General features: G+C 66.8%; 17 protein-coding genes. 9 read left to right on the top strand and 8 right to left on the bottom strand.

The window, feature by feature from the left end:
- Positions 1-43 precede the first annotated feature (43 nt).
- Positions 44-2,200 (bottom strand): glycoside hydrolase family 52 protein, encoded by a 2,157-nt coding sequence (locus tag GE073_RS06325; RefSeq protein WP_028600418.1) that lies wholly within the window; start codon positions 2,198-2,200, stop codon positions 44-46.
- Between the two features lie 151 nt (positions 2,201-2,351).
- Between GE073_RS06325 and GE073_RS06320 the strand changes: the two genes are divergently transcribed.
- Genes GE073_RS06320 through GE073_RS06305 form a run of 4 tightly spaced genes read left to right on the top strand, consistent with a single transcriptional unit; the run spans position 2,352 to position 7,006 of the window.
- Positions 2,352-3,341, top strand: a complete 990-nt coding sequence (locus GE073_RS06320; protein ID WP_028600417.1) for a helix-turn-helix domain-containing protein — start codon at positions 2,352-2,354, stop codon at positions 3,339-3,341.
- 37 nt (positions 3,342-3,378) lie between these two features.
- The gene (locus GE073_RS06315; protein WP_052333579.1) at positions 3,379-4,746 is read left to right on the top strand and encodes a spore germination protein; all 1,368 of its coding nucleotides are present in this window, start codon (positions 3,379-3,381) and stop codon (positions 4,744-4,746) included.
- Positions 4,743-5,840, top strand: a complete 1,098-nt coding sequence (locus tag GE073_RS06310) for a GerAB/ArcD/ProY family transporter (protein WP_028600416.1) — start codon at positions 4,743-4,745, stop codon at positions 5,838-5,840. Before GE073_RS06315 ends, GE073_RS06310 begins: the two co-directional genes overlap by 4 nt.
- On the top strand, positions 5,837-7,006 hold the full coding sequence (locus GE073_RS06305) for a Ger(x)C family spore germination protein (protein ID WP_101808698.1): 1,170 nt from the start codon (positions 5,837-5,839) through the stop codon (positions 7,004-7,006). Before GE073_RS06310 ends, GE073_RS06305 begins: the two co-directional genes overlap by 4 nt.
- A 21-nt stretch (positions 7,007-7,027) precedes the next feature.
- Here GE073_RS06305 and GE073_RS06300 read toward each other — a convergent pair whose 3' ends face one another.
- Positions 7,028-7,711, bottom strand: a complete 684-nt coding sequence (locus GE073_RS06300) for a L,D-transpeptidase family protein (protein WP_228551323.1) — start codon at positions 7,709-7,711, stop codon at positions 7,028-7,030.
- A gap of 216 nt (positions 7,712-7,927) precedes the next feature.
- Between GE073_RS06300 and GE073_RS06295 the strand changes: the two genes are divergently transcribed.
- The 3 genes from GE073_RS06295 to GE073_RS06285 all read left to right on the top strand — a co-directional run bounded on the left by GE073_RS06295 (position 7,928) and on the right by GE073_RS06285 (position 13,238).
- Positions 7,928-9,097: a MalY/PatB family protein gene (locus tag GE073_RS06295; RefSeq protein ID WP_153783069.1), complete on the top strand. Its 1,170-nt coding sequence runs from the start codon at positions 7,928-7,930 to the stop codon at positions 9,095-9,097.
- A gap of 418 nt (positions 9,098-9,515) precedes the next feature.
- Positions 9,516-10,961, top strand: a complete 1,446-nt coding sequence (locus GE073_RS06290) for an FAD-dependent oxidoreductase (RefSeq protein ID WP_153783068.1) — start codon at positions 9,516-9,518, stop codon at positions 10,959-10,961.
- Positions 10,962-11,459: 498 nt separating this feature from the next.
- Positions 11,460-13,238 (top strand): alpha-glycosidase, encoded by a 1,779-nt coding sequence (locus GE073_RS06285; protein WP_153783067.1) that lies wholly within the window; start codon positions 11,460-11,462, stop codon positions 13,236-13,238.
- 428 nt (positions 13,239-13,666) lie between these two features.
- On the opposite strand, the gene GE073_RS06280 is transcribed toward GE073_RS06285, so the two are convergent.
- Positions 13,667-14,410 carry a DUF998 domain-containing protein gene (locus GE073_RS06280; RefSeq protein ID WP_153783066.1) on the bottom strand — a complete coding sequence of 248 codons (744 nt, stop codon included), beginning with the start codon at positions 14,408-14,410 and terminating at the stop codon, positions 13,667-13,669.
- 481 nt (positions 14,411-14,891) lie between these two features.
- Between GE073_RS06280 and GE073_RS06275 the strand changes: the two genes are divergently transcribed.
- Together GE073_RS06275 and GE073_RS06270 are read left to right on the top strand one after the other, a co-directional pair.
- On the top strand, positions 14,892-15,914 hold the full coding sequence (locus tag GE073_RS06275) for a LacI family DNA-binding transcriptional regulator (protein ID WP_153783065.1): 1,023 nt from the start codon (positions 14,892-14,894) through the stop codon (positions 15,912-15,914).
- A gap of 589 nt (positions 15,915-16,503) precedes the next feature.
- A complete protein-coding gene (locus GE073_RS06270) occupies positions 16,504-17,901 on the top strand; it encodes an MATE family efflux transporter (protein WP_052333596.1) in 1,398 nt (465 codons plus the stop codon).
- Positions 17,902-19,512: 1,611 nt separating this feature from the next.
- On the opposite strand, the gene cntE is transcribed toward GE073_RS06270, so the two are convergent.
- From cntE to nikB, 5 genes are read right to left on the bottom strand one after another with little or no spacing between them, the layout of a single operon-like run.
- A complete protein-coding gene (cntE, locus tag GE073_RS06265; protein WP_228551321.1) occupies positions 19,513-20,892 on the bottom strand; it encodes a staphylopine family metallophore export MFS transporter CntE in 1,380 nt (459 codons plus the stop codon).
- Entirely contained in the window at positions 20,889-21,686 is a 798-nt protein-coding gene (locus GE073_RS06260) for an ABC transporter ATP-binding protein (protein ID WP_153783063.1), read from the bottom strand. The genes cntE and GE073_RS06260 overlap by 4 nt, the downstream gene beginning before the upstream one ends.
- Positions 21,670-22,503: an ABC transporter ATP-binding protein gene (locus GE073_RS06255; RefSeq protein WP_052333576.1), complete on the bottom strand. Its 834-nt coding sequence runs from the start codon at positions 22,501-22,503 to the stop codon at positions 21,670-21,672. The genes GE073_RS06260 and GE073_RS06255 overlap by 17 nt, the downstream gene beginning before the upstream one ends.
- Complete coding sequence (gene nikC / locus GE073_RS06250) at positions 22,415-23,365, bottom strand: nickel transporter permease (RefSeq protein ID WP_084137557.1); 951 nt, start codon at positions 23,363-23,365, stop codon at positions 22,415-22,417. The genes GE073_RS06255 and nikC overlap by 89 nt, the downstream gene beginning before the upstream one ends.
- Complete coding sequence (gene nikB, locus GE073_RS06245) at positions 23,362-24,312, bottom strand: nickel ABC transporter permease (RefSeq protein WP_153783062.1); 951 nt, start codon at positions 24,310-24,312, stop codon at positions 23,362-23,364. Before nikB ends, nikC begins: the two co-directional genes overlap by 4 nt.
- Between the last annotated feature and the right edge of the window lies 1 nt (position 24,313).

Genomic DNA, 24,313 nt, shown 5'->3' with positions numbered 1-24,313 from the left:
CGCCGGCGGCGCTCCAAGCCAGGCGTCGTAGCCGCTGCCCGGCTCAGCCTGCGCGGCTTGCCGCATCGCGCTCGCCTCCTTCCGCCGCGAGCGCGCGGCTGCCGCTCTCGCGCAGCCACAGGATCGCGGTCACGCCGCGCGGATAATATTTGCTGCCGATGATCTCGCCGGCGAGAATCTGGTCGCTCCACGCCCAGTACGACAGCTCCGGATGCTTGAGCCAGGCGGCGTGGGCCGCGTCGGCCGCCGCCCCCTGCTCCTCCCACGGGAGGCCGAGAATCTCGCGGGCGATGAACTGGCAGAGGTAGATCTTGCTCAGCCAGGAGTTGTCGCTCGTCGATGACAGCTTCCAGCCGCCGTCCGGGAACAGGCAGGTCCCTTCCTGCAGCACCGTCGCCAGATGCGTCCGAAGCGCCGCCAGGTAGACGGAGAAGCGTCCGTTCGGATCGAGCGCGTCCCGCGCTCCCGTGAAGTACGGGAACACCAATCCCTCGATCGCCGGGATGATGCGCGAATCGTTGTTCTCGCCGATGACGGCGGGGATGTAGCCGCGATCGTTCAGCTGCGCCGCGATCGTCGCCGCCGCGCGATCCGCCTGGGCGCCCGCCTCGGCCGCGAGGCCGGCGAGCCCTTCGGCGGCGAGGCGCTTCTCGAGCGCGACGTACACCGCCCAGCATTTGCCCGCCATATAGATGTTGTTGCGCGACTGGCCGAGCGACACGTCGAGGCTGTCGTAGGTCGTAATCTCCGCTCCGCCGTCGGTGCGCGAGCTGTCGAGGCCCATCAGCCCGTTCCGCAGCGACGGGTCCGGATGGTCGCGGCGCAGCATGCTTTCGAGCCCGTCCTGCAGCACCGGCAGCGCGCGCTCCAGGAACTCGCGGTCGCCTGTCTGCTCCAGGTAGACGAGGGCGCAGCAGAGCCAGTTGACGAGCTCCTCGTGGCTCATGTAGGAGAAGCAGCCGTCGATGCCCGCCAGCTCGTAGGCCGAGCGGCCCGGCGGCGAGAAGACGTTGGCGACGCCCATGTCATGGGTGAAGGCGATGCCGCCCGGATGCTCCTCGGCGTCGCCGGGGAAGCGCACCGTATCCCGGTAGCTGTAGCGCTTGACGAACCAGTCGAGCTCGTTGCGCACCGTCCACGGGTTCAGCTCCAGCTCGAAGAACAGCTGGTCCGCCGTCAGGTCGAGCGTGTTCATCATCCGGTACTCGCCCTCGTTGACGATCCACATCGGCTCGCCGTCCACGTCCAGCAGCTGCGTGCTGCCGTAGTAGCTGTGGATCGCGTGGTCCAGCATGAACCGCTGGTCGGCCGACAAGCCGTCCCCGCTCCAGCGCGCCTCGGCGGCGCGGCAGGAGGCGGCGAGCTCCTCGTAATGCTCCAGCGCATAAGCCGCGACGTCCTCGATGCGGCCGAACCAGCGCGTATACAAATAGGAAGCGTCCAGTCCCGACGTCGCGATGCCGCCGCGGTAGAAGCAGACCGCGAAGCGGAACGTGCGCCGCTCGCCCGCCGGCGTGTCGAGCAGCAGCGCGCCCGTGCCGCCGAGCCCGAACGTCAGATGCTGCTCGTGGCGCGCGGTCAGGATGCTCTCCATCGAGAAGCCGAAGCCGGTGCGCACGCCCGGAGCATGCGGCGCCGCGATGGCCGTGATGCGTCCTTGGCCGACGCCGGAGAAGCCGTCTCCCTCGACAGGGCGCATCGCGCTGTACGGATCGTTGCCCTCGTAGCCGAAAAACGCCCGGCGCGGGATGCGGCCCGCCGTATTGTCGACCGTCAGCTCCGCGAACACGGCCGGCACGAGCGCCGCCTTCAGCTCCTCCTCCGAGGCCGCCGCCGGGTCCGGCACCGGACGGACCGGCGACAGGATGCGGAACGTCAGATCGCCCGCCTCCCAGACGTCTTCCCCGGCGGACAGGCTGCGGCCGATCTCGGCGAAGGCGAACGGCTGCAGCAGGGACGGGCCGCCTGCGCCTTTCTTCTCGACGTCGTAGCGCGCGGCCTCGTCGCCGAGCGCGCCGTAGAACGGCAGCGCCTCATAACGCGAGCCGTCGCGCGACTGGAGGCCGATGTAGACGTTCTGGTCGGCCGGCCGGCCGAGCTCGAGGCCGAGTCCTCCTTTGGCGCCGGGATAGCCGAGCGTGAAGCTGGCGAAAGCTCCGATCGGAGCGTGATGAGCATTGTAGAACCGGTTGTCGGACAAGCGGGACAGCCCCTTCCTTGAAAGCGATTACGTTTATCCTAACACGGCATGGATAGGGCGGAAATGGTCAAATCCGGCGACTATTTACCCAAATCAAGCCAAGCCGTATACTGAAAAAAAGGGCCGCGGCCCAAGGAAGGAAGAATCGCCAATGGCTGACGCCGCTGCGGCTCCTGGCGGAGGAGCCGTCCTGTCCGAGACGATGTTCGCGGATGTGAAGACGACGCTGAACCTGTTCGGCATCCACCGGCGCGAAGTGCGCGGGGACTGGTCCTATCCGCCGCATCAGCATCCCCAGTACGAGATCAACTTCCTGCTCGCGGGCAGCCAGATCATGACGGTCGGCGGGCGCGAGCTCGTCCAATCGCCCGGCGACCTGCTGCTCATCCGTCCGGGCGAGCTGCACAGCAGCCGCAGCGGCGACGGCCTGCCGTTCGACTACTTCTGCCTGCACTTCGACCTCGACGACCGGCTGTTCCTGCCGCTGCTCGGACGGCTCGACCAGACGCTGTTCCGCGCGGAGAGCGAGCTGGCCCGCAAGGCGAGCCCGGTGCTGCGCAAGATGCTCGAGCCCGGCCAGGGCGGCGGCCCCAGCTCGGTCGCCGCGCGGATGCGGCTGCAGGCGGCCGCGTTCGAGCTGTTCGCGATGCTGTGGGACGCGATCACGGCCGAATCGCTGCTGCTCCCCCGCGCCTCGTACGCCAAGGAGGAGCTGGCGCAGGAGATCGCCTCCCGGCTGCAGGGCGCGGCGAGCCTGAACTTCCGGCATGCCCGCGGACCGGGGGCGGGCGGCGCGAGCGCGGCCAAGGGCGGCGAGGGCGAGGAGGATGAGGCCGAGGGCGACGGACCGGGCGGCCTGCGGCGGATCGCCGCCGAGCTCGGCATCAGCGCCTCGCATTGCGGACGCGTGTTCCGCGAGGTGTACGGCCAATCGCCGCGGGCGTACTGGTCCTCGCTCGTGCTGCATGAATCCAAGCAGCTGCTCGCGGATTCCCGGCATTCGATCCAGATGATCTCCTCGGTGCTGGGCTATCGCGACATCGCCCATTTCAGCCGCCAGTTCAAGCGCTGGACCGGCCTCTCCCCGTCCGCCTATCGCCGGCTTCATCTGCATAGTTCCGACAGCGGCGGCACAGACTAACTCCCGAATAGCACTTTCTGCCAAGGGAGGTTCTGCCATGCCGGCATTGCTCGCCAGCCTTCATAAGTGGACCGTCGACGAGCCGGCTCGCTCCTTGAACAAGGAGCTGGCGCTCCTGTTCGCCGATGCCCACGACTATATATGCGTCAAGATCGGCGAGGACGGCGGCCGGGAAGTATGCCTGTGCTACCTGTCCACGCTCGCCTCGCCCGCCAAGCTCCGCTTCGTCGTCTCCGAGGAGGCGGGCACGCTGGAATCGCGGCTCAGCCAATACGAAGGCACCGCGCTCCAGGAAGCCCAGGCGGACAGCGCCGAGCACGCCATCTGCCTCGGCATGGCGGTGCTCTGCATGGAGGGCTCCTCGCACGGCCTCGTGCTCAACCTGCATAAGGTGCAGCAGCGCAGCCTCAGCTCGCCGTTCACCGAGAACGTGCTGCAAGGCCCGCTGTATGCGTTCAACGAGAACCTGGAGGTCAATACGGCGCTCGTGCGCCAGCGATTCCGCAGCTCGAAGCTCAAGTGCCTGGTCTCGGATATCGGCACGGCCACCCGCACCAAGGCGGCCGTCATGTATGCCGAGGACAAGGTCGATCCGGACTGCCTGCAGCGCGTCCAGGACGCGCTGGACGGACTGGACGTGCAGAGCGTGCAGGACACCGGAGAGCTGCTCCGGCTGATCGACACGAAGCGCTGGGCAAGGCTGTTTCCGAAGGCGGTCTTGACCGAGCGGCCCGACCGCGTCAGCAGCGACCTGCTCCGCGGCAAGATCGCGATCCTGCTTGACGGCACGCCTTTCGCGCTGCTGCTGCCTGCGGTCTACACCGATTTCTGGCATTCGCCCGAGGACAGCTATGTCAATCCGTTCGTCTCGGTGTTCCTCAACGCGCTGCGCTTCCTGGCGATGTTCTGCAACCTGACGCTGCCCGCGCTCTACATCGCCCTCACCTCGATCAACGTCGACGTGAACCGGCTGGAGATCAGCCTCGCCGCGGCCGCCAGCCGGGAGGGCGTCCCGTATCCGGTGTTCATCGAGACGATGCTCATGCTCATCATCATCGACTTCATCACGGAGGCGGGCACCCGGCTGCCTCAGGCGATCAGCGCCACCGTCACGATGGTCGGCGGCGTCGTGCTCGGCCAGGCGATCATCCAGGCCAATATCGTGAGCAACCTGCTCGTCATCATCGTGGCGGCGACCGCAATCACGAACTTCATCGTCATCGACTATCAGATGGGGCTCGTGCAGCGCATCCTGAAGTACTTCGTCTGCATCGGCGCCGCTGTCGCCGGCCTGCTCGGCATCGTCTTCTGCCTCATCTGCCTCGTCTTCTACCTCAGCTGCCTGGAATCGTTCGGCACGCCTTATTTGACGACGATGCTGAAGAAGAAAGGCGGGGGAGCATGACGAAGCAGCCTAAACGGTCCGCTTACGCCTACTTCTGCCTGTTCAGCCTCTATTTCGGAGCGGCGGGCGGCTTCCTGTATCCGAGCCTGGTCATCAACAGCACCGATGGAGCGCTGTGGCTCCCGATTCTGCTGTGGGCTGGCGCATCCGCCGCCAGCTGCCTGCTCTACGTCCGTCTGCTCCGCGGGCTGAAGGGCCAGCCGCTCTTGCCGTACGCGCGCGGCCTGCTCGGACCCGCAGCCGCGTGGCTGCTCACGTTTCCCTTGCTTCTGTTCGCTTTCGGAGCCGTCATCGTCATGCTCCGCTCGTTTTCCGAGCTGGTCACGATGACGCTGCTGCCGACGACGCCGATCTCCTTTCTCGACGGCATGATCGTGCCGGCGGCGCTGCTGGCCGCAGCCGGCCTGCCGCCGATCTTCCGCGCGGCGAGGCTGCTGTTCCTGCTCGCCTTCACCATCCTGCTGTTCCTGCTGCTCGTCGGCTTCATCAACACGCATCTGTACTACGGCGGGCCTTGGCTGAGGCCGGAACCGGCCTTTCTGCTGAGCGGGGACTTCTACGGCGGCTCCTTTCTGTGGATGGGCTTCGCGTTCGTCGCGCTTTGCGGCAGCTACGACGCCGAAGAAAGCCGGGCGTACCGAAAGGGCTATCTGCTGGCGCTCGGCGTAGGCACGGCGCTCGTACTCTCGTTCGTCTACTTGCCCGTCCTGACCTTCGGGCGGGAGCTGAGCTCGAACCTGACGTTTCCGTTCGTGACCAAGATGGACTCCGTCTATCAGTATTGGATCGTTTTCGAAAATCTGACGTCGATCTTCCTGTCGGCGACGATGTTCTGCCTCCTGGTCGTCATGGCGCTCAAGCTGCGGACGATCGGCAGCGTCGCTCACGGGCTGTGGCCGAAGCTCCCCGTGAGCAAGCTCGTCCTGACGGCAAGCGCGGTCGTCTTCGCCGTGGCGACGTGGATTCCGGAATGGCGCATCATCGAGAGCTGGTTGTTCAACAGCCTGGTCATCCGGATGTATGTGATGTTCGCCTTTCCGCTGCTGCTGCTTGCCGCAGGCAAAAGGAAGACTGCGAAGGAGGAGTCCAAATGAAGCCGATAAACCCGACCGCCTCGCCGGCGTCGGAACGGCGCCGGGAGCAGGCGCAAGGACGGAAGGAGCAGGGAAGGGCGAAGGCGCTGGCGCGGCTGCGGACGGCATGGAGCGGGACAGCGGCGCTGCTGCTCCTGCTGGCGGCCGGCGGCTGCTGGGACTCCAAGGATGTCGACAACCGCTTCCTCGTCGGGGCGATGGGGCTGGACGCGAAGTCGCCCGAGCGGCTGGAGGTGTGGTTCCGAGTCCCGGTGACGAGCCCTATGGGCGGCGGCCACAAGAGCTCCTTCTTTGCCGTCAGCCAGGAAGGGAGCACCGTCATGGACGCGGTCAACAGGGTGCAGTATAAGCTGCCCAAGGCGATCGACGTCTCCTCGACGCGCGCCCTGTTTCTGGACGAGCAAAGCGCCCAGTACGGCCTGCTCCCTTACCTCGAGTTCGCGGTGAGGGAGCGCACGGTGCCGCTCGATGCCGTCGTGGCCGTCGTCGAGGGCGGCATGAAGCGCATCTTCGAAAGTCCGAATCCGGCAGGCGAGCTGGCCGGCATCTACACGAAGCTTTATTTCGAGCCGTATGCCGGAGGCATCCCGCGCAAGAACAAGACGATGCTGTGGGAGGTGTACGCGAAGCTGCACAACCCGATGCACGCCAATCTCATCCCGGTGCTCCGCCAGGAGAAGAAGGATTTCATCCAGACCGGCAACGCCTTTTTCCGGAGCGACCATATGGCAGGCAGGCTGACGATGGACGAGTCGCTGCTGTACGAGATGATGACCAAGCGTCTGACCGACTCCGAGATCGTGCTCATGAGCCGCTCCGACCTCAACATCGTCCATAACAAGACCCGTGTCCGGAGCCGGCTCGTAGGCGGCAAGCCCCGCGTCGAAGCGGAGATCTCGCTGTCGGTCTCCCTGCTCGACAAATCGCATTCCAAGCGGCGCAGCGAGGACGAGATCAAGGAGGAGCTCGCCGAGCAGCTCGATCAGCTGAGCAAAGGCTTGATCGCCAAAACCCAGAAGGCGGGGTCCGACATCTTCGGCTTCGGCAACCGGTTCCGCGACCGCATCAAGCCGGATCAGTGGCCGGATCTGTACCGGCAGGGCGACATCCGCTGCACGTTCAAGATCGAGATGCGCAATACGGGACTGGAGTTTCTGCGGGCCTGACGCTTCGCCCCGGGCTGGGGCTCATTCGATAAAGATCACGGGCTTGCGCGCAGCGTCCAGGCGGGCCAGCAGCTTGAGCAGGGCGCTTTCCGACAGCGCGACGCAGCCTGCGGTCGGCTGGTCCGCTCCACGCCACAGATGGAGAAAAATCGCGCTGCCCTTGCCGGGCACGACCGGCTGCTCGTTGTAGCCGATGACGACCGCGTAGCGGTACAGCGGCTGACGCAGCCGCTCGAACGAGGCCCATTCCGCCTTCGGCCCCGTTTCCGAGCGGATCCAGCGGTTGTAGTCGGGCGAGGCCGGGTCGTCGACCCAGAAGTCCGAGCCGTCCGTCTTTGTGTAGGGGAGGCGCAGCCCGGGCGGCTTGCCGGCGGAGCCGAACGCTTTTCCGAGCGGATAGAGGCCGGACGGCGTGCGGTCGTCTCCTTCCTTCATCTTGCCGATGCCGCTTCTCCCGACGACCGCCGGCGCCTTGCCGAGCGTGCGGAGCCACTTGCCGTCCTGCCTTTCATAAAAGGAGAAGGAGGCCCGGAACGAGTCCGGCCCCGCCGCGTCGATGACGACGACCTGGCTGGAGCCCTGCTTCTCGGCCTGCGCCTTCCACCCTGCGGACGCCGCCGCTTGCGCCGTCCCTCCGCCCGCCAGCAGCCCGGCCAGCATGATCGCCAGCGCGCGTCCGGCTCCGCCGTTTCCTGTTCGCTTCATGCGCCTCGCTCCTCTGCTCCTCTTTTCCTCTTCGTACCCGGATCCAAAGGTTCCCCAAACGCGGCCGCGCCATCCCTCGGCAGCCGTCGGAGCCTTTGCGGCAGCATAATCGGGAGGGATGGCGCGGGCTTTTTTTTCGCCGGACATTCCGATAGACTGATCGAGATGGCCTTGCAGCGAAGCCTGCGCAGGTCGAAGCCAGAGAGGAGCCTTTCGATGACTACGTTCGACAACCCGCCTTCTTTCGAGGGCATCGCTTCCGAAAAATGGGATCTCCACAAAGGCAAGGACATCCTGCCGATGTGGGTCGCCGACATGGACTACGCCGCGCCGCCGAGCGTGCTGGACGCGCTCGCGCAAAGGATCGGCCGAGGCGTGCTCGGCTATACGAACCTCTCGCCCGAGTACAAGCAGGCTGTCGCCGGCTGGATGTCCCGCCGCCACGGCTGGCAGGCGCAGCCGGAGTGGGTGCGCTTCTGCCCCGGCGTCGTCGTCTCGCTGTCCGTCATCGTCCGCGCCTGCACGCAGCCCGGGGATGCCGTCGTCATCCAGCCTCCCGTCTACCCGCCGTTCCGCTCCGTCGTCGAGGACAACGGGCGCGAGCTCGTGCTCAATCCGCTGCTGCGCGGGGAAGACGGGCGCTACGAGGTGAACTTCGCCGAGCTGGAGAAGCGGCTCGCCGAGGAGCGCGTCAAGCTGCTGATCCTGTGCTCCCCGCATAATCCCGTAGGGCGCGTCTGGTCGCGCGAGGAGCTGCTGCGGCTCGCCGAGCTGTGCGCGCGCCACGGCGTGCTCGTCGCATCCGACGAGATCCATGCGGACCTCGCGTACGAGCGGTTCGTGCCGTTCGCCTCGATCTCGGAGGAGGCGGCCGCGCTGGCGCTCATCTGCACGTCGCCGAGCAAGACGTTCAACATCGCGGGCATGAATACGTCCAACATGATCATTCCGAATCCGCAGCTGCGCGCGGCCGTCACCGCCGAGCTGAAGCGCGGCGCGCTCGCCTCGCTGTCCGCGCTCGGACACGCGGCGGTCCTCGGAGCCTACAACGGCGGCGAGGAGTGGCTCGAGGAGGCGCTCGCGTACATCCGCGGCAACCAGCAGTACCTCGCCCAGGAGCTTCGCCGCTCCGCGCCCGAGATTTCCGCCTCCGTGCCGGAGGGGACGTACCTGCTCTGGCTCGACTGCCGCGGCCTCGGCCTCGCGGAGCCGGAGCTGCACCGCTTCTTCCTCGAAAAGGCCCGGATCCAGCTCAGCCCCGGCTCCTCGTTCGGCGAGGGCGGCTCCGGCTTCATGCGGCTCAACGCCGCCTGCAGCCGGGCGACGGCCGAGGAGGCGGCGCGCCGCATCGCCGCTGCCGTGCAGGAGCTGCGCGCCTCGCGCTAGCGGAGGGGCCAGGCGGCGGAGCGCTCTGGAGGCGGTCCGCCGGCCGCCGCTTGAATACGGGAGCCGAGCGCCCGAAAACGACTTGGCGGCGACTGTCACAGCCTCGCCATAATCCGGCGAGAATGCCCCTTGCGTCCCCTGATGCCGGATGGTAAGATAAAGCCATCAAGACATTGTGATTAATTTCACAACATCTCTGACACCGACGATTCTGCTTCTTCCGCTCTTCGGTCCGTCCCGACGCGAAGGCTCTCCCTCTCTCAAGAGTCCCAGGGAAGCAGGATCGTCTCCCTTTCGCCCAACATTGTGATTAATTTCACATGATGAGCGAAGCGCAGCTCCTGCAAGCAGCGGCGGCAGCAAGCCGCAAAAAGCAAGCCACGCGATCGACCTACATCCCTCAAGGAGGAATACCTTTATGAAAATCGCCGTCATCGGATGCACGCACGCCGGAACCGCCGCCGTCAAAGCCATCGCGGCCGAGCATCCCGAAGCCCGCATCACCGTCTATGAGCGCAACGACAACATCTCGTTCCTGTCGTGCGGCATCGCCCTGCATGTCGGCGGCGTCGTCAAGGACCCCGAGGGACTGTTCTACAGCAGCCCCGAGCAGCTCGCCCGCCTCGGCGTCGACACGCGGATGCGCCATGAGGTGCTGCGGATCGATACGGCCGCCAAGACGCTTCGCGTCCGCAGCCTGGAGTCGGACGAGGAGTTCGAGGACAGCTACGACAAGCTCGTCGTGACGACCGGCTCGTGGCCCGTCGTTCCGGACATGGAAGGCATCCGGCTGGACAACGTGCAGCTGTGCAAAAACTTTTTCCACGCCAAAGAGATCATCGCCCGCGCCGGAGCGGCCCGCAAGGTCGCCGTCATCGGCGCCGGCTACATCGGCATCGAGCTGGCGGAGGCGTTCAGCGATCTCGGCAAGGAGGTGACGCTGCTCGACAACATGGACCGCGTCATGGCCAAGTACCTGGACGCCGAGTTCACCGACGCCGCCGAGGAAGCGCTCGCCGGCCGCGGCATCCGCACGGCGCTCGGCGAGAGGGTGAGCCGCTTCGAGGGCCGGGACGGCCGCGTCGCCAAGGTCGTCACCGACAAGGGCGAGCACGAAGCCGATCTCGTCGTGCTGTGCATCGGCTTCCGCCCCGGCACCGAGCTGGTGAAGGGCCAGCTCGACATGCTGGACAACGGAGCGCTGCTCGTCGACGAGTACATGCGCACGAGCGATCCCGACGTGCTCGCCGCCGGCGACAGCTGCGCGGTGCGCTACAACCCGACCGGCCAGCAGGCGTACATCCCGCTCGCGACGAATGCCGTGCGCATGGGCACGCTCGCCGGACGGAACCTCGTCGAGCCGAAGGTCAAGTACCGCGGCACGCAGGGCACGTCGGCGATCAAGCTGTTCGACCTGAACATCGCCTCGACCGGCATGACCGAGGCCGCGGCCGAGGCGGCCGGCCTCGACGCCGCAGCCGTGACGCTGCGCGAGTCGCATCGCCCGGACTTCATGCCGGATGCCGAGGAGGCGCTGCTCAAGCTCGTGTACGAGCGGGGGACGGGACGCCTGCTCGGCGCCCAGATCCTGTCGAAGGCCGATCTGACCCAGGCCGCCAACACGCTGTCGGTATGCATCCACAACCGCATGACGACCGAGGATCTGGCCTATGTGGACTTCTTCTTCCAGCCGCACTACAACCACCCGTGGAACCTGCTCAACCAGGCCGGCCTCGCGGCCGAACAGCAGCGCGCCGAGGCGCTCAGCCGGCAAGCGGCGGAGGAGCCGGCCGGGGCGGAGCCGGCCGCAGCGAAGGAGCAGGCTGCAGCGGAGCCGAAGCCGGAGCGCCGCGCGAGCGCCTGACGGGCTTGCGGCGCTTCATTCCTCGCCGCTGTGCTCCGGGCGTGGACCGGATGCCGTAAAATCGATCTCCTTCCAGCCGAGCGCCAGCGCCGGCGAGCCCGCAGCGGCCCCGGAGGATGCCGGACTTGCCGTGCTCCAGCGAGAATTGCCGTCTCTTCCGCCTCCCTGCGGATCGGGCGCCAGCCCTTCGCCATCCGCTTCAAGCTTTCATTAAAGGACGCATTCCGATGCGTCCTTTTTTGCTCGCCGGCGGCGGCGGTCCAAATCGAAACGCCCTGCTTGGACCCAGGATCGGAAAGAGCGGAAAGGCAAGTTGTGCAAACGCTTGCCAAAGTGCGGGACTTGCCTTTATAATGATCCCAGAAGTCAAAGGCAATGCTACCCCAGCCATCCGGGTACAACCTCGCGCGGCCGCCGCCTGGTTGTGCCTTTTCTATTTCCGACGCGCTCTCCGCGCGGCTGCCGCGCCGACTCCATATCCGATGAGGAGGAACTACCATGAATCTCGAAGCGATCTACCACCGCCCGCGCGGCAACTGGGCCTACGCCTACGACAAGGCGACGCTGCACATCCGGCTGCGCACCAAGAAGGACGACCTGGACGAGGTCGTCCTCATCCACGGCGACAAGTACGCCTGGGAGCGCACGCTCGAAAAGACGTTCATGGCCAAGCTGCCCTCCGACGAGCGGTTCGACTACTGGCAGGCGGCCGTGCAGCCTTCGCTGCGCCGCATGAAGTACGGGTTCGAGCTGCGCTCCGCGGGAGAGACGCTTTATTTCGAGGAGAAGGGCTTCCGCGAGGACGAGCCGGCCGATCCGGACAAGATGTTCGACTTCCCGTACTTGAACGGCGCTGACGTCTTCTCCCCGCCGGACTGGGTCAAGGAAGCGGTGTTCTACCAGATCTTCCCGGAGCGCTTCGCGAACGGCGATCCGTCCAACGATCCCGAGGGCGTGGAGCCTTGGGGCGGCAAGCCGACTCCGAAAAACTTCTTCGGCGGCGACCTGCAGGGCGTCATCGACCATCTCGACCATCTGCAGGAGCTCGGCGTGAACGCGATCTATTTCAACCCGCTGTTCCAGGCGACGACCAACCACAAGTACGACACGTCCGACTACATGAAGGTCGACGCCCACTTCGGCGACAACGCGCTGCTGAAGCGTCTCGTCGACGCCTGCCACGAGCGCGGCATCCGGGTCATGCTCGACGCCGTGTTCAACCATAGCGGCAAGGAGTTCGAGCCGTTCCGCGACGTGCGCGAAAAAGGGCAGGACTCCAAGTACGCCGACTGGTTCCATGTGATGGAATGGCCGATCCAGGTGAAGGACGGGCGGCCGACGTACGAGACGTTCGCCTTCGAGCCGCTCATGCCGAAGCTCAATACGGAGCATCCGGAGGTCAAGGACTACCTGCTCGGCGTCGCCCGCTACTGGATCGAGGAAATGGGCATCGACGGCTGGCGCCTGGACGTCGCCAACGAGGTCGACATGGCGTTCTGGCGGGAGTTCCGCCAGACGGTCAAGGACGTCAACCCTGACGCCTACATCCTCGGCGAGATGTTCCATGACGCGCTGCCGTGGCTCGGCGGCGACCAGTTCGACGCGGTCATGAACTATCCGTTCACCCATCTGGTCATCGACTACGCGGGCAAAGGCATCATCGGCGCCGACCGCTTCGCGGACAAGATCGGCGAGCTGATGGCGAGCTATCCCGACTCGGCCAACGAGGTCGCCTTCAACCTGCTCGGCAGCCACGACACCGAGCGCCTGCTGACGCTGTGCGGCGGCGACAAGGAGCGCATGAAGCTGGCGACGCTGCTGCAGTTCGTCTTCCCCGGCGCGCCATGCGTCTATTATGGAGACGAGATCGGCCTTGACGGCGCGGGCGACCCGGACTGCCGCAAGTGCATGGAGTGGGACGAGAGCAAGCAGGACCGGGAGCTGCTGGGCTTCTTCCAGCGGGTCATCTCCCTCCGCAAGGAGCATCGGGCGCTGCGCACCGGCAAGCTCGGCTTCCTGCACGCGGCCGAGGGCGGGAGCCTGCTCGTACTCGAGCGCAAGGACGAGCAGGAGCATTTCCTGATCGCGGTCAATCCGGGCGCGAAAGCGGCTTCCGTGCAGCTCGACGTCCATCAGGCGGCGTGGAGCGATCTGCTCGGCGGCGGCGAGCTGCGGGCGAAAGGCGGCAAGCTGAGCGTCGAGCTGGCGCCAGGCGGCTTCCTGCTGCTGCGCGCGGCTTCCGCGATCAGCGCCGGCGGCTTCCCTTCCGGCCGCTAGAGCGGGGACAGCCGGGACGGCTGTGCCGGCGGCCGGCTCGCGGGCCCCGGGTCCGCGAAGCGCGGGCTTGAGGGCGCCGGGTTCGGGTCGGCCTCGGGCTCGCGGGCGCAGGTTCGGGTCGGCCTCGGGCTCGCGGGCGCAGGTTCGGGTCGGCCTCGGGCTCGCGGGCGCAGGTGCGGGTCGGCCTCGGGCTCGCGGGCGCAGGTGCGGGTCGGACACGGGCTCGCGGACCGCAGGTTCGGGTCGGCCCGGAGCCCGCGCGCGCAGGTTCGGGTCGGCCCGGAGCCCGCGCGCGCAGGTTCGGGTCGGCCCGGAGCCCGCGCGCGCAGGTTCGGGTCGGCCCGGAGCCCGCGGGCGAAAGGCCGCTGCCCGATGCTTGAAGCATCGGCGCAGCGGCCTTCTTTTCGTCTCGAACGGCCGGCGGCCGATCAAGCCGAATGGCGGTCTGCGCGCAAGCGCAGCGACAGCAGCGACAGCCAGCCGAATGCGAGCAGGCCGGCCGCCCCCATGGCGACGCCGATCCAGCTGCCCGGGCTGGAGCCGGCGGCGATCAGGATCGGAGCGAGGAGTCCTGTCGCGATGCTGTACGCTTTCCAGCCGCGCTCTCCAGTCCGCCCGAAGCGGCGGGCCAGCAAGAAGCACGCCGCGACGAGCGCCAGGAAGGCCGCGAAGAAGGCGCCGGAATGGACGGCGGCGGAAACGCTCATCGTCGCCGGCATGCCTGCCGGAGCGCCGGGAGGGAAGCTCATGCCCGGGTCGGGCCGGAACAGCCCCGCGCAGGCCATGCCGATGCCGTAGACGGCGATGAGCAGCGGGCCTGCCACGCTTCCCTCGCCGCCGCGCAGCGCCTGGCGCATGCCGATGGAGCCGAGCAGCGCCAAGCATCCGGCCGCGACGAAGACGGCGCTCTGGATCCATCCGAGCTCCCCCAGCGTCAGCGTGCTGATGGCGTGCTTGCGGATGTCGAATCCTTCCCGGACGAGCATCAGGACGATCGCCACGGCGAAAAACAGCGGCGCGGACATCGCGCCGGCGAGCAGCAGCCCCCCTCCTTTCGGGGCGGCTTCCAAGCTTCGGCTGAGGCCGGGCTCCAGGCGGTTTTCCCGGCTTCCTCCAAAGGTATTCGTCGATCCGGCTTCCACGCTTGCTTTCCGTCTATCGATTCGTTGCATGCTCCTTCATCCTCTCTCGGTCTGTTTTGGCTTCCTGTCTGGACGACGAAGGAGCGAGGAAGAAATCGACACCCGGCCAAAAAAGAGATTCGGCTTGCTCCGAATCGGCGTGACGAAATCGCGGGTGCAGGCGTGCCTGGTTCCGTCTGTTAGGGCCGCCTGCAAGGACCGCCTGCAAGGCCGACTGCAAGGCCTCCTGCAAGGCCGACTGCAAGGCCGACTGCAAGGCCTCCTGCAAGGCCTCCTGCAAGGCCTCCTGCAAGAATTGCGTCCGCAGGACCCGCTTCACTGGTCCGTTTGAGCAGAGCTATCCTGTGGAAGCGGTTTCCACACCTGGTCCCCGGCCCCGACAGCAGTCCTTCGCAGACCGCCCGGGAGCCGCGCCGCCGTCTTGCTTTTGTTTGCAGCGAAGCTTACAATTTTCATAGTTTCCATCAGGCGCCCCCAGCCTGCCATCCGCATAAGCAGAGGACTGTAACCGATGAACGTAACGATAATCGATGTCGCCAAAAAAGCCGGCGTCTCTCCCTCGACCGTCTCGCGCGTCATCTCCGGCAGCACGCGTATCAGCGCCGCTACGACGGAGAAGGTGAAGGCCGTCATGGAAGAGCTCGGCTATCATCCGAACTTGATGGCCAAAAACCTCGTTTCACGCACGACGATGACGATCGGCCTGCTGCTGCCGCGCAACGCCGACGAGGCCTTTCTCGATATTTTCTTCTCCGACGTCACCCGCGGCATCCTGAGCCAGGCGACACGGGCCGGCTACGACCTTCTGCTGAAGACGGGCCGTTCCGAGCAGGAAGAGCTGGAAGCGGTAACACGTCTGGCTAAGGGCCGGCGGGTAGACGGCATCATCCTGCTTCAGTCTCGGCGCGACGATACGGTCATCCGCTATTTGCAGCAGGAGAAGTTTCCGTTCGTGCTCATCGGGCGCGACCCGGAGCGGCCGGACATCCTGACCGTCGACAACGACAACGTGCAGGGCGCCTACGACGTGACGCGCCATCTGCTGGAGCTGGGGCATCGCCGCATCGGCTACGCCAGCGGCCCGCTCGACCTCGTCGTCTCGGCCGACCGCTACGAGGGCTACCGCAAGGCGCTGGACGAGTCGGGTATCCAGCCCGATCCGAGCTGGCTCGTCAGCGCCGATCGGATCCGCGCCGACAGCACGGCCGCCGTGCGGGCGCTGATGGAGCGGTCGGAGCGGCCGACCGCGCTCGTCGTCATGGACGACCTGCTCGCGTTCACCTTGCTCGGCACGCTCTCCGAGCTCGGCTACAGCGTGCCGGGCGACATGGCCGTCTTCGGCTTCAACGACAATCCGATGTCTCCGGTCAGCACGCCGCCGATCAGCTCCGTCGACATCGGCATCTACCAGCTCGGCCTGCAGGCGGCCGGACTGCTGCTGAAGTCGATCAAAGGCGAGGCGATCGAGCAGCGGCGGGTCATCGTGCCGCATCGGCTCATCCCGCGCGAGTCCTCGCAGCCTTCGCGGAGCTGAGCGGAGCGCATCGGCTGCGGGCGGAGCGGCAGCGGATCGCCAGCGCCAGCGGGCGAAGCAAAGCGGTTCGGCGGCGCCAGCGGGCCGAGCGGAGCCGTCGACAGCGGCTGCGGGCGGAGTTGAGCGAATCGCTAGTGGCGGAGCAAGGATGAGCGAATCGCCAGCGCCAGCGAGGCGAAGCAAAGCGGTTCGGCGGCGCCAGCGGGCGGAGCGGAGCACCAACGGCAGCGCCAGCGGCGGCGGGCGGAGTTGAGCGAATCGCTAGTGGCGGAGCAAAGATGAGCGGATCGCCAGCGCCAGCGAGGCGAAGCAAAGCGGTTCGGCGGCGCCAGCGGGCGGAGCGGAGCACCAACGGCAGCGCCAGCGGGCGAGCGGATCGCGTTCGAGCGCCGCGTTCCTTTTTGGAAGCGCGGCACTAGGCCTGGAGGCTTTTGTCCCCTGCTCCTGCTTGACGGAATATGATACACTAGACTGATCTGTCCCCTGGCGGGGCAGGTCTTCTTTTATTTCTTGGAGCGAGACACTTCCCCGGCTTCCCACGATCCGAAAGCCCGCTGGAAAAACGATGCTCGGCTGGAGGGTATTCATCATGCTTCGCCACGAACCCGCGCTGCGCGGGAAGCTGCTGCTGTTCCTTACGATTCTCGGTCCGATCGTCATCACCCAGGTGAGCTACACCGCGATGAGCGTGCTCGACACGATGATGTCCGGACGCGCCGGCACGAACGACCTCGCCGGAGTCGCCGTCGGCTCTAGCCTGTTCATGCCGATCATGACGGGGATGAACGCCATCCTGCTGGCGGTGACGCCGATCATCGGCCAGATGATCGGCCGCGGCGAGAAGGACGGGATCTCCCGTCCGGTCGTCCAGGCGCTTTACTTGTCGCTGCTCATGTCGCTGATCATCCTGATCGGCGGCTCGCTGGCCGTCGAGCCCGCGCTGTCGCTGATGGGGCTCGACGACGAGGTGCACCGCATCGCCAAGCAGTATTTAGGCGGCCTCGCCATCGGCTTCATTCCTCTCTTCGGCAGCTATGTGCTGCGGTATTTCTGGGAAGCCCAGGGCTATACCCGCATGACGATGGCGCTGCTGCTCGCGTCGCTGCCGCTGAACGCCCTGCTCAACTACGGCCTCATCTTCGGCGAGCTCGGCATGCCGCGCCTCGGCGGCGTCGGCTCCGGATACGCGACCGGCATTACGTACTGGTTCATCTTCGGCGTCTCGGTCTGGCTGACGTTCCGCACGGAGGCGCTGCGCCCCCACCGGCTGTTCCGGCGCTGGTACGCGCCGTCCTGGCGCAGCTGGAAGGAGCTGCTCGGCATCGGCGTGCCGATGGGGCTGTCGACGTTTTTCGAGGCGAGCATCTTCGCCGTCGTGACGCTGCTCATGGGCGGAATGTTCAGCACGACGTATATCGCCGCCCACCAGGCGACGCTCAACTTCTCGTCGCTGCTGTTCATGGTGCCGCTGAGCATCAGCATGGCGCTGACGATCCTCGTCGCCTACGAGGCCGGCGCGGGACGCGCTCGCCATGCGCGGCAGTACGCCCTGCTCGGCGTGACGACGGCGGTCGGACTGATGGTGACGGCGGCCGCAGCCCTCTACTTCATCCGCCCGGCCATCGCCTCGTTCTATACGAACGACCCCGAGGTCGCCTCGCTGATGGTGACGTTCCTGCTGTTCGCGCTCGTCTTCCAGCTGTCCGACTCCTCGCAGGCGGCGCTGCAAGGAGCGCTGCGCGGCTACAAGGACGTCAAGGTGCCGTTCATCGTCGCCTTCGTCTCCTACTGGCTGATCGGCATCCCGCTCGGCTATGCGCTTGCCGCCTGGACCGGCCTCGGTCCCTACGGCTTCTGGGTCGGCATCACCGCCGGCCTGACGTTCGCGACGATCGGCTTCGCGATCCGGCTGTGGATCGTGCAGCGCCCGATGGCGCTGCGGCCAGCCGGGGCAGCCGCAGGCGATTCCGCAGAAAAAGAAAGCTGACGCGAGGAGGCTGGCCGGCCGGGCTGCACCGCAGACGGGCCGGCGGGCCGGATCCAAGGCATATTTCTGCCTTGGTTGGCCCGGCTCCCGGCCGGCCCGCCGGATCCAAGGCACATTTCTGCCTTGGTTCGCCCGGCTCCCGGCCGGCGGGCCGGATCCAAGGCACAATTCTGCCTTGGTTGGCCCGGTTCCCGGCCGGCATGCCGGATCCAAGGCACATTTCTGCCTTGGTTCGCCCGGCTCCCGGCCGACGGGCCGGATCCAAGGCATATTTCTGCCTTGGTTCGCCCGGTTCCCGGCCGGCAAGCCGGATCCAAGGCACATTTCTGCCTTGGTTCGCCCGGCTCCCGGCCGACGGGCCGGATCCAAGGCATATTTCTGCCTTGGTTCGCCCGGTTCCCGGCCTGCGGGCCGGATCCAAGGCACATTTCTGCCTTGGTTGGCCCGGTTCCCGGCCGGCCCGCCGGATCCAAGGCATATTTCTGCCTTGGTTCGCCCGGCTCCCGGCCGGCGGGCCGGATCCAAGGCATATTTCTGCCTTGGTTGGCCCGGTTCCCGGCCGGCAAGCCGGATCCAAGGCATATTTCTGCCTTGGTTCGCCCGGTTCCCGGCCGGCGGGCCGGATCCAAGGCATATTTCTGCCTTGGTTGGCCCGGCTCCCGGCCTGCGGGCCGGATCCAAGGCATATTTCTGCCTTGGTTGGCCCGGCCGGCAAGCCGGATCCAAGGCACATTTCTGCCTTGGTTGGCCCGGCTCCCGGCCGGCGGGCCGGATCCAAGGCATATTTCTGCCTTGGTTGGCCCGGCTCCCGGCCGGCCCGCCGGATCCAAGGCACATTTCTGCCTTGGTTCGCCCGGCTCCCGGCCGGCGGGCCGGATCCAAGGCACAATTCTGCCTTGGTTGGCCCGGTTCCCGGCCGGCATGCCGGATCCAAGGCACATTTCTGCCTTGGTTCGCCCGGCTCCCGGCCGACGGGCCGGATCCAAGGCATATTTCTGCCTTGGTTGGCCCGGCTCCCGGCCGGCATGCCGGATCCAAGGCACATTTCTGCCTTGGTTCGCCCGGCTCCCGGCCGGCGGGCCGGATCCAAGGCACATTTCTGCCTTGGTTCGCCCGGTTCCCGGTCGACGGACCGGATCCAAGGCATATTTCTGCCTTGGTTGGCCCGGTTCCCGGCCGGCGGGCCGGATCCAAGGCATATTTCTGCCTTGGTTGGCCCTGTTCCCGGCCGGCATGCCGAATCCAAGGCATATTTCTGCCTTGGTTGGCCCGGTTCTCGGCCGGCGTCTACTCCTCCCGGTAGATCGCCAAGGCGGTTCGCTAGAACATCCTATTCATGCAGCTGTCTCGGCAAAATCTTGTCGCTCATGCGGTCCACAGCCGCATTCACGACACAAACGAGACGGCTTTCGGGGATGTCCTCGGACAAATCCATGGGCAGGGCAAGCGGGTCCATGGTATGTTGGATGCACACAAAGATCTTCCATTCTGGCCGATGTCGGGGTGGTACCTGCATCTTATCAGAGGTGTTTAACCCATTTAAAAGAGGGTGTCCCTAAGCCAAGGCTTTCGGGACACCCTCTTTTTCGTTCAGGCCAAGCTCCCTCCCGCTCACCGGACAGGCGGATGCCCGTCGCCGGAAGCCGCTGCGTCCGCGGCAGCGCCTCTCTCGCCCGCGGACCCGTCTGCGCCTCTCTCCGGCGCAGACGCGGCAACGCCTCTCTCGGACGCGCCCGAGCCCGCAGACCCATCAACGCCTCTCTCGGGCGCGGACCCGGCAGCGCCTCTCTCGCCCGCGGACCCGACGGCGCCTCTCTTGCGCGCGCCGCCATGCCGAAGCGCGGCGGCGCAGCCGACGAGCGAGATCAGCGCGCATGCCGCATACATCGTCGAGTAGGAAGAAGCCTGCACGAGCCATCCCATCCCGAGGCCGCCGAGCGAGAAGCCGAGGTCGTAGGAGCTGAGGAACAGGCCCATAAGCACGTACTTGGACGGACCGGGCAGCGCGAACGAGAGATAGGTGACGAGCGTCGGGTACAGGAGGGCCATGGCCAGCCCGCCGAACAGGGCGGAGACATAGACCCAGCCGCCGAGCGAGCCGGACAGCGCCAGCATCGCGAAGCCTGCGGCCGCGCACAGCATGAGCCCCGAGACGAGCGGCCCGCTCCAGCTTCCGTCGGACGGAATGCGCTTGCGCAGCACGAAGCGGCAAGCGACGACGACCGCCCCCTGCAGCATCAGATACAGTCCGGCGTGCCCGCTGCCGTCTTTCATCATCGACAGCGGCAGGAACGTCGCCGTCGCTCCGAATCCAAAGGACGCGCACAGCATGACCGCCATGCTGGCCTGCAGCGGCCGGCTGCCGCGGACCTGCCGGAGCGAGCGCCCGAGGTCGAGCAGCGTATACGACCGGTCCGCCGCTCCGCGGCGCGCCAGCGGCGCTCCGAGTCCGAGCAGCAGCGGCAGCAGGGCGAGCGCCAGCAGGACGGCCGCGAGCAGCAGCCGGTCCCCGTTCTGCCACAGCTCCACGGCCACGATCGGCCCGATGAGCGAGGGCACCATCGTGGACAGCGTATACAGGGACAGTCCCTGCGCCCGGTCGCGCTCCTCGAGTCCTTCGACGATGCCGGTCTGCATCGTCATCGAGAAGAAAGCCGTCACCGCGCCCTGGACGATCCGCAGCCCTGTGAACTGCTCCGCGCCGGCGACCGCGTATAGGGCCAGCGATACGGCATGGGCCGCCAGCAGCCAGCGCATGACCGCAAGCGGGCCATGCCGGCCGATCAGCTGTCCGGCCAGCGGCCGCAGCAGCATGCACGTCAGCATGTAGCTCCCCATCATGAGCCCGATCTCCGCCTCGCCGAAGCCTTCCTGGGAGCTGAGCAGCGGCAGCATCACCGTCAGCACCGAGTTGGCGGAGAAGAACAGGAACGCGAGCCCGTACAGGCGCAGGAAGCCCGGCGATGAAGGATGAAGGCGGCCCGAGCTCACGTAAACGCCTCCTCGCCGTGGACCGCCGATACGAGCTGCCTCGTGTAGGGATGGCGGCCCGCGAGACGGATGTCCCGCACCGGGAACTCGTCGACGGCCAGGCCGTCCTTCATGACGAGCAGCCGGTCGCTGATCGAAGCGGCCGCGGCAATGTCATGGGAGATGAACAGGATCGACATCCCGAGCTCCCGCTGCAGCTGCTTCAGCAGCCGCAGCACCTTCTTCTGCAGCGTCACGTCCAGGCTGGACGTCGGCTCGTCGCAGACGAGCAGCGATGGACCGATAGCGATGCCGCGCGCTATCGCCGCCCGCTGCCGCTGCCCCCCGCTCAGCTCCTGCGGATAGCGGTCCGCATAGCCGGAATCGAGGCCGGCCTGCTCCAGCAGCAGCGCCGCCAGCTCTTTGCGCGAGTCCGCCCGGTCCGCGCCGAACGGCGGCTCCGCATCCGGAAAGCAGTCGAGCGGCTCGACGACCGAGCGCCAGATCGGCAGCCTTTCGTTGAAGGCGGAGGCCGGGTCCTGGAAGACAGCCTGGACATGCCGGCGCATCTGGCGCAGCTTTTCCCCCTTCAGTCCCGTGAGCGGAACGCCGTTCAGCACGATCTCGCCGCTGTCGGGCTTGTCCAAGGCGAGCAGCAGGCGCGCGACCGTGCTTTTGCCGCTGCCGCTCTCCCCGACGACGCCGAGGCATTCGCCCGGCGCGATCGACAAGGATACGCCTCGCAGCGCCTGCACGGAGCTGCGGCCCGAGCGGTACGTCTTGACCAGCGAAGCCGCTTCAACAATGGGCTTCATGGACATGGCCTCCTTCGTGGCGGTGCAGCGCGTCATCGAGCGACGGACAAGCCGCCAGCAGCTCCTGCGTATAGGGATGGCTCGCGGAAGTCCGGAGGACGTCGCACGGCCCCTCCTCCACGAGCCGCCCCTTCCTCATGACCGCAGCCCGGTCGGCCCAGTCGAGCACCAGGTTCAGATCATGGGAAATGAGCAGGATGCCGCATCCGGTCTGGCGCTGGATGTCAAGCATCAGCTGCATGACGCTGCGGCCCGACACGATGTCGAGCGCCGTCGTCGGCTCGTCCGCGATCAGCAGCTCCGGCCGCAGCAGCAGCACGCACGCGAGCGCGGCGCGCTGCAGCTGGCCCCCGCTCAGCTGGAACGAATAGCTGGCATAGGCGCGCTCGGCGGGCAGGCCGACCTGCTCCAGGCTATCCAGCGCCATTTGCTTCGCTTCCTTCCTCTTCATCGGGCGGGCGGTCCGCAGCGCCTCGGCCAGCTGGCTGCCGACCGTATGGTACGGCGAGAAGCTGCCGCGGTAATCCTGGAACACGCAGCCGATCCGGGCTCCCAGCCCTTTTCTCCTCTCCTTGCGGGACAGCCCGGCGAGATCCGTTCCTTGGAAGCGGACAGTGCCGGCCGTCACGCGCAGCGGAGCCGGGAGCAGGCCGAGGATCGCGCTCGCCGTCAGGCTCTTGCCGCTGCCGCTTTCGCCGACAAGGGCAAGCCGTTCTCCGGGAGCGATCTCAAGATCGATTCCCTTCACGAGGTTTTCCCGTCCGTCGCCGATGCATAGTCCGGCCAGCGAGACGATTGGAGCCGCTGCTTCCGTCATCGAAGGACCTCCTTTCCGAATATCGTTGGTCCAGCCTGGACCGCAGTCCCTCGCCCATCAGATTGAAGGCGATGACGACCAGCATGATTGCCAGCCCCGGATAGACCATCAGCTGCGGAGCCGTCTGGAAATACGCCCGGCCGTCGTTCAGCATCGCTCCCCACTCCGGGGAGGGCGGCTGCGCGCCGAGGCCGAGAAACGACAGCGAGGAGACGACCAGAATCGTCTTGCCGATGTCGAGCGCGGCGTAGACGAGCACCGGCGACAGCACGGACGGCAGCAGATGGCGCCGCAGCAGCGCCGCCGGCTTGCAGCCGGAGACGATTGCCGCCGCGACGTAGTCCTTTTCCCGCTCGGACAGCACGACGCCCCGGACGATCCGCGCGTAGCCGATCCAGTTGATGGCGACGATCGCCACGATCAGATGGACCTGGCTCGGCCCCAGGAAGCCGGAGATCGCGATGACGAGCAGGAAATCCGGCAGCGTGCTCAGTCCGTCCACGATGCGCATGAGGAAGGCGTCGACGCGCCCGCCGGCATAGCCGGCGAGCAGGCCGAGCGGCACGCCGATGAGGAGGACTGCGACGATGACCAGTCCCGCCAGTCCGAGCGTCGTCTGCGCGCCGACGAGCAGCCGCGACAGCAGGCAGCGCCCCAGGGCGTCCGTGCCGAGCGGATAGGTCCAGCTGGACGGCAGCAGCCGCAGGTCCATGCGGACGGTCAGCGGGTCGTGAGGGGCGAGAGCCGATCCGAAAAAGGCCAGGACGGCCAGCACCGCCCCGACCGCCAGTCCCGCGATCCCCCATGGACGGCTGGCCAGCCTGCGGAGCGCGGCCGCTCCGATGCTTATGACCGCTTTCATCGCCGTCCCCCCTTGCCGCTCAGCCGCACCCGCGGATCGATCCAGCCGTACAGCAGGTCGACCGCCAGATTCACGAGCACGATCAGCGCGCCCGACAGGAACAGGAAGCCCTGCACGAGCGGATAGTCGCGCTGAAAGATCGCCTCCACGGCCATCAGCCCGATGCCGGGCCAGGAGAACAGCGTCTCGACGACGACGGATCCCGCGAGCAGGCTGCCCAGCGTCATCCCGAATACGGTGAGCACCGGAGCAATCGCGCCGCGAAGCGCATACTTGCCATAAATGGTGCTCTCCCGGATGCCGCGCGCACGGGCGGCGCGGATGTACGGCTGGGAGAGGCTGGCGAGCATGCCGCTCCGCAGCAGGCTCGCATGGACGGCCGACAGGCCGAAGCCGAGCGTGACGGAGGGCAGGATCAGCTGCCGCCAGTCCTCTCCTCTTCCCATGAAGGGCAGCCATTGGAGCCGGTAGGCGAACAGATAGATGAGCAGCAGCCCGATCCAGAAGACCGGAATCGACGCGCCGAGCAGCGAGAACGCCCGTCCGGCATGATCCGGCAGCCTTCCTGGAAAGCGGGCGGCGAGCAGGCCGGCCGGCACGGCCAGGGCGAGCATGAACGCCATGCCTCCGAGAGCCAGCTCGACCGTCGCCGGCAGCTTTTCCACATACAGCTCCAGCACCGGCCGCTGGCGCATGAGGGAGTCTCCGAAATCCAGCCGGGCCACGCGGGCCAGCCACTGCCCGTACTGGACGAGCATCGGCTTGTCCAGCCCGAGGGACTCGCGCAGCGCCTGCTCGTCCGCCATCGTCGTCTTGACCTCATCCGCCTTCAGCAGCGCGAATACCGGATCGCCGGGCGCCAGCTTCATCAGGCCGAAGATGAGGATGGACATGAAGAACAGGACGAGGAGCAGCTGCAGCAGCCTGGCCCGTACCAGAGCCAGCATT

The sequence above is a fragment of the Paenibacillus sp. B01 genome (genome assembly GCF_009649995.1).
Taxonomy (GTDB): domain Bacteria; phylum Bacillota; class Bacilli; order Paenibacillales; family Paenibacillaceae; genus Paenibacillus_O; species Paenibacillus_O pasadenensis.
Note: the sequence above shows the minus strand (reverse complement) of the source record. Positions and strands in the feature narration are given on the sequence as shown.